Below are 9003 nucleotides of genomic sequence, written 5' to 3' on the forward strand. Positions count from 1 at the left end.
GTGTCAGGTAATGATTCGGGGCTGACACACCGCTATCGCGAGCAGGCTCACTCCTACAGTTGGATTCTGGTGTGTCAGGAATTGCATTGGTGGCTGGAGTGGCCTCTTCGCGAGCAGGCTCGCTCCCACAGGGAAAACCGGCGGTGGTTTGGGCCGCCGCCGGTGAGGTCAATCAGACGCCGAAACGGTCGCGCAGGGAATAGTAGACCGCGCCCAAAGCGGTGAGCGGTGCGGAGAAGGTGCGGCCGCCGAGCATCGGCATGTGCGGCAGTGAGGCGAAGGCGTTGAAGCGTTCGGCGTCGCCGCGGATCATTTCCGAGATCAGTTTGCCGGCCAGGTGCGAGCAGGTAACGCCGTGACCGCTGTAGCCCTGCATGTAGTAGGCGTTCTTTTCGATACGACCGAATTGCGGCATGCGCGACATGGTCAGCAGGAAATTTCCGGTCCAGCGGTAGTCGATTTTCACGTCCTTGAGCTGCGGGAAGGTCTTGAGGATCTTCGGCCGAATCAGCTGTTCGATGTCGTCCGGCTCCCGCGCGCCGTAAACCACGCCTCCTCCGTAAAGCAGACGGTTGTCGGCAGTCAGGCGGTAGTAATCCAACAGGTAATTGCAATCTTCGACACAGTAATTATTGGTGATCAAACTGCGTGCCTGCTGCTCGGTCAGCGGTTCGGTGACGACGATCTGCGAGCCGCACGGCATGCTTTTCGCGGTGACGCGGTTGTCGAGGCCTTGCGGCAGATAAGCATTGCCGGCGATCAGCAGGTATTTGGCGCGGACCAGCCCTTTGCCGGTGCGCACGGTGATCGGCTCGCCGTAGGTAATTTCCACCGCCGCCGATTGCTCGTAGATCTTGCCGCCCAAACGCACGATGGCAGCGGCCTCCCCTAGCGCCAGATTCAACGGATGAACGTGGCCACCCTGCATGTCCAGCAAACCGCCAACGTAAGCATCGGAGCCGACTTCACGACGAATGTCCGCTGCATCTAGCATCTGCAGATTGCGGTTGCCGTAGCGTTCCCAGTTGCGCTTCTGCTCGGCCAGACCGTTGAGTTGCTTCTTGTTCATCGCCGCGAAAATACCGCCCGGGCGATAGTCGCACTTGATGTCGTAATCCTGGATGCGCGAACGGATGATGTCGGCGCCTTCGAAGATCATGCTGCCGAGGATTTCCGCAGTCTTGTCACCGTAGCGCTCTTCGATGACATCGACGTCGCGGCTGTAGGAGTTGACGAGTTGCCCGCCGTTGCGACCGCTGGCACCGTAGCCGACTTTCGCCGCTTCCAGCACCGTGACTTTGTAGCCAGCCTCGCTGAGGAACAGCGCCGAGGACAGGCCGGTATAGCCTGCGCCGATGATGCAGACGTCGCAGTCCAGCGCTTCTTCGAGAATCGGAAAGTCGATGACTTCGTTGCGGGTGGCGGCGTAGTAGCTGTTGACGTGTTGCTGTTTCATACATTTCTCCGAGGGTCGCCTACCAGGGGCGACCGCCGCTGTAAAAGAATTAGAGCTTGATCCAGGTCGCTTTCAGCTCGGTGTACTTGTCGAACGCGTGCAGCGATTTGTCGCGACCGTTGCCCGATTGCTTGAAACCACCGAACGGTGCGGTCATGTCGCCGCCGTCGTACTGGTTGACCCAGACGCTACCGGCACGCAGGCCACGGGCGAAGGTGTGCGCCTTGCTCAGGTTGCTGGTCCACACACCGGCGGCAAGGCCGAAGATGCTGTCGTTGGCGATCTGCAGGGCTTCTTCAGCGGTGTCGAAGGTGATCAGCGACAGCACCGGGCCGAAGATTTCTTCCTGGGCGATAGTCATCGCATTGGTCACGCCGTCGAAAATCGCTGGCTGCACGTAGAGGCCACCGGTTTCTTCGAGGGTGCGCTGGCCGCCGGCAATCAGCTCGGCGCCCTCCTCGCGACCGATGCTGATGTAGCGCAGCACGTTGTCGAGCTGACGCTGGTCGACCACGGCGCCGACGGTGGTGGCCGGATCAAGCGCATGCCCCGGTTTCCACGCTTGCAAGGCTTCCACCAGCAGCGGAATAAACTGCTCGCGGATCGAACGTTCGACCAGCAGGCGCGAACCGGCGGTGCAGACTTCACCCTGATTGAAGGCGATGGCACCGGCCGCTGCTTGGGCTGCGGCGCGCAGATCCGGTGCGTCGGCAAACACCACGTTCGGGCTCTTGCCGCCGGCCTCGAGCCAGACGCGTTTCATGTTGCTTTGGCCGGCGTAAATCATCAGTTGCTTGGCGATCGCCGTGGAGCCGGTGAAGGCCAGGACGTCGACATCCATATGCAACGCCAGCGCCTTGCCGACGGTGTGACCGAAGCCCGGCAGCACGTTGAACACGCCCTTCGGAATCCCGGCCTCCAGCCCAAGCTGCGCAATACGGATGGCGGTCAGTGGTGACTTTTCCGAAGGCTTGAGAATGAACGAGTTACCTGCTGCCAGCGCTGGAGCGAACTTCCAGCTGGCCATGATCAGCGGGAAATTCCACGGCACGATCGCCGCGACCACACCGGCGGGCTCGCGGGTGACGAGGCCGAGTTGGTCGTGCGGGGTGGCGGCGACTTCGTCGTAGATCTTGTCGATGGCCTCGGCGCTCCAGCGGATCGCGTTGGCGGTGGCCGGGATGTCGATGCTCATCGAATCGCTGATCGGTTTGCCCATGTCGAGGGTTTCCAGCAGCGCCAGTTCTTCCTGGTGCTGCAGGATCAGATCGGCGAAGCGGATCAGGATGCGCTTGCGCTCGGCCGGGGCCTTTTTCGCCCAGATGCCGGAGTTGAACGATTGACGCGCGGCTTCCACCGCGAGGTTGGCGTCGGCTTCATCGGTACTGGCGACGGCGGCGAGAAAGCGGCCATCGACCGGGCTCAGGCATTCGAAGGTGTCGCCACTGATCGCCGGGCGGTATTCACCGTTGATGAAGGCGCGGGATTCGATGGACAGGGACTGGAAGCGTTGTTCCCAGTCGTTGCGGGTTGTGGTCATTGTTTTGAGCTCGACAAGGGGGAATTGGGGGGTGTCGGGTTGCTGTGTCTGGCTTGAGATGGCTGCCCTCACCCTAGCCCTCTCCCAGGGGTAGAGGGGACCGACCGAGTTGTCTTGGGAGATACACCGACCTGAACGACCGAGTCGATTATGGATTCGGCAAAAATCGTTCAGGTCGCAGGATCTCCCAAGCATCCCCAGGTCAGTCCCCTCTACCCCTGGGAGAGGGTTAGGGTGAGGGGCTTTTGGCTTTTGGGGCCCTAAAACACTCAGACCGTATGCAGATACCAGTTGTACTCAAGGTCAGAAATCGAGTTCTCGAACTCGGCCAGCTCGCTTTCCTTGCATGCGACAAACACGTCGATGTACATCGGGTCGATGTAGCGCGCCATGACTTCGCTGTCGTCGAGCTCGCGCAAGGCGTCACGCAGGTTGTTCGGCAGGCTCTGCTCGTTCTGCTCGTAGCTGTTGCCTTCGACCGGAGCGCCCGGTTCGATCTGGTTGGTCAGACCGTGGTGAATACCGGCCAGCACCGAAGCCATCAGCAGATACGGGTTGGCATCGGCACCGGCGACGCGGTGTTCGATGCGCACGGCATCCGCTGAACCGGTCGGCACGCGCACGGCGACGGTGCGGTTGTCGATGCCCCAGCTCGGCGAGTTCGGCACATAGAACTGCGCGCCGAAGCGGCGATAGGAGTTGACGTTCGGGCAGAGGAACGCCATTTGCGCCGGCAGGGTCTCGAGCACACCGCCGATCGCGTGACGCAGCGCGGCGTTCTGCTCGGGATCCTCGCTGGCGAAGATGTTGTTGCCTTCTTTGTCCAGAATCGAAATGTGCACATGCAAACCGTTGCCGGCCTGGCCCGGATACGGCTTGGCCATGAAAGTCGTGTCCATCTCGTGGTCGTAGGCGATGTTTTTCACCAGACGCTTGAGCAGCACCGCGTAATCACAGGCCTTGATCGGGTCGGAAACGTGATGCAGGTTGACTTCGAACTGCGCCGGGGCGCTTTCCTTGACGATCGCGTCAGCCGGGATGCCCTGCTCTTTCGCGCCTTCGAGGATGTCTTGCAGGCAGTCGACGTATTCGTCGAGATCGTCGATCAGGTACACCTGAGTCGATACCGGACGTTTGCCCGACACTGGCGAGCGTGGCGACTGCGGACGGCCGTTCACGTTGTCCTGGTCAATCAGATAGAACTCCAGTTCGAACGCGGCGCAAATGGTCAGGCCGAGGTCGTCGAACTTGCGCACCACATTGGCCAGCACTTCACGCGGGTCGGCGAAGAACGGCTGGCCTTCGATCTCGTGCATGGTCATCAGCAGTTGTGCGGTCGGGCGCTTTTGCCACGGCTCGATGCTCAACGTCCCGGGAATCGGATAGCAGATGCGATCGGCATCGCCAATATCGAGGCCCAGACCGGTGCTTTCCACCGTCGAGCCATTGATGTCCAGCGCGAACAGCGACGCCGGCAGGTTAATGCCTTTTTCGTACACCTTATGAAGACTGGTGCGTTCGATGCGCTTGCCGCGCACCACACCGTTCATATCCGCAATCAGAAGGTCGACGTACAAAACCTCAGGATATTTCTTAAGGAATGCGTTGGCTTCGTTGAGTTGAACGGTACGCAGAGGGACCGACATGATGCACCTATTTAGCTGTTAATTATTATGTTCACCACCGTGTTGCGCAGCCAGTCAATCCGAAAGGCAAAGTGAAGTCAATAGCGAACAGCTGGCCCCGCAGCCTTTATTTTTCGGGCTTTTATTTACACTCTCGTGCCAGATCCGCCGTCAAACCCCATGAAACCAGCGCAACCTGATGACCGGCGTTTAGAATTTTTTACATGGCAGTTGTTAATTAAAATCAACGAGGCTAAGCTCCGGAAAAGCTCGTTCAAGTGACAGACTTCGAGGTGAATAAAAATGGCATTCAAGCCATTGATCGGCGTTACTGCGTGCGTCAAACAGATTGGCCTGCATCCCTATCACATCAGCGGCGACAAGTACGTACGTGCTGTCAGCGTTGGCGCTGAAGGGCTGCCAGTGGTCATTCCTTCCCTCGGCAACCTGACTGAAATCGACGACCTGCTCGGTCAACTCGACGGTCTGTTGCTGACCGGCTCACCTTCGAATGTGGAGCCCTTCCACTATCAAGGCCCGGCCAGTGCGCCTGGCACGGATCACGACCCGGCCCGCGACGCCACCACCCTTCCTTTATTGCGTGCAGCCATCGCGGCGGGCGTTCCGGTGCTCGGCATCTGCCGTGGCTTTCAGGAAATGAACGTGGCCTTCGGCGGCAGTCTGCATCAGAAGGTCCATGAGCTGCCGGGCATGCTCGATCACCGCGAGGCCGACAGCCCGGATGTCGCGGTGCAATACGCCCCGGCTCATGCGGTCAGCGTGCTCGCCGGCGGTGTGTTCGAGGCGCTGGAGTTGCCCAACGAGTTTCAGGTCAATTCGATTCACAGCCAGGGCATCGACCGCCTCGCCGCCGGCCTGCGTGCCGAAGCGGTAGCCCCGGACGGTTTGATCGAAGCGATCTCGGTCGAGCACAGCCCGACCTTCGCACTCGGCGTGCAATGGCACCCGGAGTGGCAAGTGCTGGACAACCCCGATTACCTGAAGATTTTCCAGGCGTTCGGCGCAGCGTGCCGGCAACGGGCGGCGCGGCGCAACCAGCGCTGACGCAACCACGAATCAAGTAACGATTTACTGCCCCCGCGGCTGGCGGGTGTGCGTTTGCACACCTGTCAGTCGTGAACTGCGACACCCGTAATAACAACAAGTACGACCCAAGCCGCAGGGCAGGAGCCCTGTAGGAGCTGCCGAAGGCTGCGATCTCTTGATCTTGATCCTGAAAAACAAAATCAAAAGATCGCAGCCTTCGGCAGCTCCTACAGGTGCATTTGCAGGCTTGCAATCCACTTAAGCCCGGCCACGTTGGCCAGGCACACGAAACCTGTTGGGAGTTTCACATGGCAAACGCCTCCAGCACTTACCGGAAGGCACTCGAAGGTCATCAGCAACCGAAAAAGGTGTTGGTGAAAGTCGACCGTGTCACCAAGAAGTTCGACGAAACCGTGGCCGTGGACGATGTGTCCCTGGAGATCCATCAGGGCGAAATCTTCGCGCTGCTGGGTGGCTCCGGATCGGGCAAATCGACCCTGCTGCGCATGCTCGCCGGTTTCGAGCGGCCGACCGAGGGGCGGATTCTGCTCGATGGCGTGGACATCACCGACATGCCGCCGTACGAGCGGCCGATCAACATGATGTTCCAGTCCTACGCGTTATTCCCGCACATGACCGTGGCGCAGAACATCGCCTTCGGCCTCAAACAGGACCGTTTGCCTGCCAGTGAAATCGATGCCCGCGTCGAAGAAATGCTGCGTCTGGTGCACATGACCCAATACGCCAAACGCCGCCCGCACCAATTGTCCGGCGGTCAGCGGCAGCGCGTCGCTCTCGCCCGCTCGCTGGCGAAACGGCCGAAACTGTTGCTGCTCGACGAGCCGATGGGGGCGCTGGACAAGAAACTGCGTTCGCAGATGCAGCTTGAGCTTGTGGAGATCATCGAACGCGTCGGCGTGACCTGCGTGATGGTGACCCACGACCAGGAAGAAGCCATGACCATGGCTCAGCGCATCGCAATCATGCACCTGGGCTGGATCGCGCAGATCGGCAGCCCGGTCGACATTTATGAAGCGCCGGTCAGCCGCATGGTCTGCGAGTTCATCGGCAACGTGAACGCCTTCGACGGCACCGTGGTGGAAGATCTGGAAGGCCACGCGATCATCCACAGCCCGGATTTGCAGCAGAAGATTTACGTCGGTCACGGCGTCAGCACTTCGGTGCAGGACAAGTCGATCACCTACGCCATCCGCCCGGAGAAAATGCTCGTCAGCACCAGCCAACCGGAGTTCCGCTACAACTGGTCCGAAGGCAAGGTGCACGACATCGCCTACCTCGGCGGTCACTCGGTGTTCTACGTCGAGCTGCCCGGCGGCAAGATCGTCCAGTCGTTCATGGCTAACGCCGAACGTCGTGGTGCGCGGCCGACCTGGGACGACAAGGTCTACGTCTGGTGGGAAGACGACAGCGGCGTGGTACTGCGCTCATGAGAACCTTCAATCAGCAATTCCTGCGCCTGGTGCCCAGCGGACGAAAACTGGTGATCGGCATTCCGTTCATCTGGCTGTTCCTGTTTTTCATGCTGCCGTTTTTTCTGGTGATGAAGATCAGCTTCTCGGAAGCCGCACTGTCGATCCCGCCGTACTCGGAGATCTACACCTTCGCCGAACAGAAATTCCAGCTGCTGCTGAACATCGGCAACTACACCCTGCTCGGTGAAGACGAGCTATACCTGTCGGCCTACCTCGGTTCGCTGAAGGTCGCAGCACTGAGCACGCTGATGTGCCTGGCGATCGGTTTTCCGATGGCCTACGCAATCACCAAGACCGGCAAGGAAACGCAAAACGTCCTGCTGCTGTTGATCATGATGCCGACCTGGACGGCGATTCTGATCCGCGTTTATGCGTGGATGGGCATCCTCAGCAACAACGGTTTGCTCAATGCGTTTCTGATGTGGACCGGGCTCACCGATCACCCGATCGAGATCCTCAACACCAACACTGCCGTCTATATAGGTGTCGTGTACGCGTATTTGCCGTTCATGGTTCTGCCGCTCTACGCCAACCTCGTCAAGCACGACAACAGCCTGCTGGAAGCCGCGCAGGACTTGGGTTCGAGCAACTTCAACAACTTCTGGAAGATCACCGTGCCACTGGCGAAGAACGGGATCATTGCCGGCTGCATGCTGGTGTTTATTCCGGTGGTCGGCGAGTTCGTGATTCCGGAACTGTTGGGTGGCCCGGAGACGCTGATGATCGGTCGCGTGCTGTGGCAAGAGTTCTTCAATAACCGCGACTGGCCGGTGGCGTCCGCCCTGGCGGTGGTGATGCTGTTGATCCTGATTGTGCCGATTCTGCTGTTCAACCGCAGTCAGGCCAAAGAGATGGAGGCACGGGGATGAAACGCTTCAACTTTTCCAGGTTCATGCTGATCTTCGGCCTGATGTTCATTTATCTGCCGATGCTGATTCTGGTGATCTACTCGTTCAACGCCTCGAAACTGGTGACCGTGTGGGGTGGCTGGTCGATCAAGTGGTATGCCGGCCTGCTCGACAACACGCAACTGATGGGCTCGGTGGTGCGCTCGCTGGAGATTGCCTGCTACACCGCGATTGCTGCGGTGGCGCTGGGCACCCTCGCCGCTTTTGTCCTGACTCGCGTCACGCGCTTCAAGGGTCGCACGCTGTTTGGCGGCCTGGTCACCGCGCCGCTGGTGATGCCGGAAGTGATCACCGGCCTGTCGTTGTTGCTGCTGTTCGTAGCGATGGCGCAGCTGATCGGATGGCCGCAGGAGCGAGGCATCGTCACCATCTGGATTGCTCACACGACCTTTTGTGCGGCTTATGTCGCGGTGGTAGTCTCCGCCCGCCTGCGCGAGCTGGATCTGTCGATCGAAGAAGCGGCGATGGATCTCGGCGCGAAACCGTTCAAGGTGTTTTTCCTGATCACCATCCCCATGATCGCGCCATCGCTGGCGGCAGGCGGGATGATGTCGTTTGCCTTGTCGCTGGACGATCTGGTGCTGGCGAGTTTCGTCTCCGGGCCGGGCTCGACGACGCTGCCGATGGAAGTGTTCTCGGCGGTGCGTCTGGGTGTGAAACCCGAGATCAACGCGGTGGCCAGCCTGATTCTGCTGGCGGTGTCGCTGGTGACTTTCCTCGTCTGGTACTTCGGCCGCAAAGCGGAAGCCAATCGCAAACTGGCGATCCAGGAAGCAATGGATCAGACCGCGAATGAGTCGTGGCAGCCGCAACGTGCCGCAGCGGCCACAGCCTGACTCAAGGACTATAAAAACCTGTGGCGAGGGAGCTTGCTCCCGCTTGAGTGCGCAGCGCTCACAAGATCTTGCGGGCGCTTCGCAGCCCAGCGGGAGCA

7 protein-coding genes are annotated in these 9003 nt (G+C 59.9%); 4 read left to right on the plus strand and 3 right to left on the minus strand.

The annotated features are described in order from the left end of the window. Positions 1–172: 172 nt before the first annotated feature. The 3 genes from DCO47_RS23340 to DCO47_RS23350 form a co-directional block, all read right to left on the minus strand. Entirely contained in the window at positions 173–1456 is a 1284-nt protein-coding gene (locus DCO47_RS23340; RefSeq protein WP_116659014.1) for an FAD-binding oxidoreductase, read from the minus strand. Between the two features lie 49 nt (positions 1457–1505). Then, entirely contained in the window at positions 1506–2996 is a 1491-nt protein-coding gene (locus DCO47_RS23345) for an aldehyde dehydrogenase (RefSeq protein ID WP_083352501.1), read from the minus strand. Positions 2997–3265: 269 nt separating this feature from the next. Next, positions 3266–4642: a glutamine synthetase family protein gene (locus DCO47_RS23350; RefSeq protein WP_007918694.1), complete on the minus strand. Its 1377-nt coding sequence runs from the start codon at positions 4640–4642 to the stop codon at positions 3266–3268. Between the two features lie 282 nt (positions 4643–4924). Here DCO47_RS23350 and DCO47_RS23355 point away from each other — a divergent pair, with 282 nt between their 5' ends. The 4 genes from DCO47_RS23355 to DCO47_RS23375 all read left to right on the plus strand — a co-directional run bounded on the left by DCO47_RS23355 (position 4925) and on the right by DCO47_RS23375 (position 8905). Next, entirely contained in the window at positions 4925–5686 is a 762-nt protein-coding gene (locus DCO47_RS23355) for a gamma-glutamyl-gamma-aminobutyrate hydrolase family protein (RefSeq protein WP_116659015.1), read from the plus strand. 290 nt (positions 5687–5976) lie between these two features. Further along, the gene (gene potA / locus DCO47_RS23365) at positions 5977–7119 is read left to right on the plus strand and encodes a polyamine ABC transporter ATP-binding protein (RefSeq protein ID WP_042609314.1); all 1143 of its coding nucleotides are present in this window, start codon (positions 5977–5979) and stop codon (positions 7117–7119) included. After that, positions 7116–8030 carry an ABC transporter permease subunit gene (locus DCO47_RS23370; RefSeq protein ID WP_064363558.1) on the plus strand — a complete coding sequence of 305 codons (915 nt, stop codon included), beginning with the start codon at positions 7116–7118 and terminating at the stop codon, positions 8028–8030. The genes potA and DCO47_RS23370 overlap by 4 nt, the downstream gene beginning before the upstream one ends. Next, the gene (locus tag DCO47_RS23375) at positions 8027–8905 is read left to right on the plus strand and encodes an ABC transporter permease subunit (protein ID WP_116659016.1); all 879 of its coding nucleotides are present in this window, start codon (positions 8027–8029) and stop codon (positions 8903–8905) included. The genes DCO47_RS23370 and DCO47_RS23375 overlap by 4 nt, the downstream gene beginning before the upstream one ends. Positions 8906–9003 lie beyond the last annotated feature (98 nt).

Origin of the sequence: Pseudomonas sp. NDM, from assembly GCF_003105095.1 — a bacterium.
GTDB classification, from domain to species: Bacteria; Pseudomonadota; Gammaproteobacteria; order Pseudomonadales; family Pseudomonadaceae; genus Aquipseudomonas; species Aquipseudomonas moraviensis_A.

What these genes read in the sequence shown, in the direction of transcription:
- DCO47_RS23340 (WP_116659014.1), bottom strand. Translation starts at nt 1,456, where the DNA reads ATGAAACAGCAACACGTCAACAGCTACTACGCCGCCACCCGCAACGAA.
- DCO47_RS23345 (WP_083352501.1), bottom strand. Translation starts at nt 2,996, where the DNA reads ATGACCACAACCCGCAACGACTGGGAACAACGCTTCCAGTCCCTGTCC.
- DCO47_RS23350 (WP_007918694.1), bottom strand. Translation starts at nt 4,642, where the DNA reads ATGTCGGTCCCTCTGCGTACCGTTCAACTCAACGAAGCCAACGCATTC.
- DCO47_RS23355 (WP_116659015.1), top strand. Translation starts at nt 4,925, where the DNA reads ATGGCATTCAAGCCATTGATCGGCGTTACTGCGTGCGTCAAACAGATT.
- potA (WP_042609314.1), top strand. Translation starts at nt 5,977, where the DNA reads ATGGCAAACGCCTCCAGCACTTACCGGAAGGCACTCGAAGGTCATCAG.
- DCO47_RS23370 (WP_064363558.1), top strand. Translation starts at nt 7,116, where the DNA reads ATGAGAACCTTCAATCAGCAATTCCTGCGCCTGGTGCCCAGCGGACGA.
- DCO47_RS23375 (WP_116659016.1), top strand. Translation starts at nt 8,027, where the DNA reads ATGAAACGCTTCAACTTTTCCAGGTTCATGCTGATCTTCGGCCTGATG.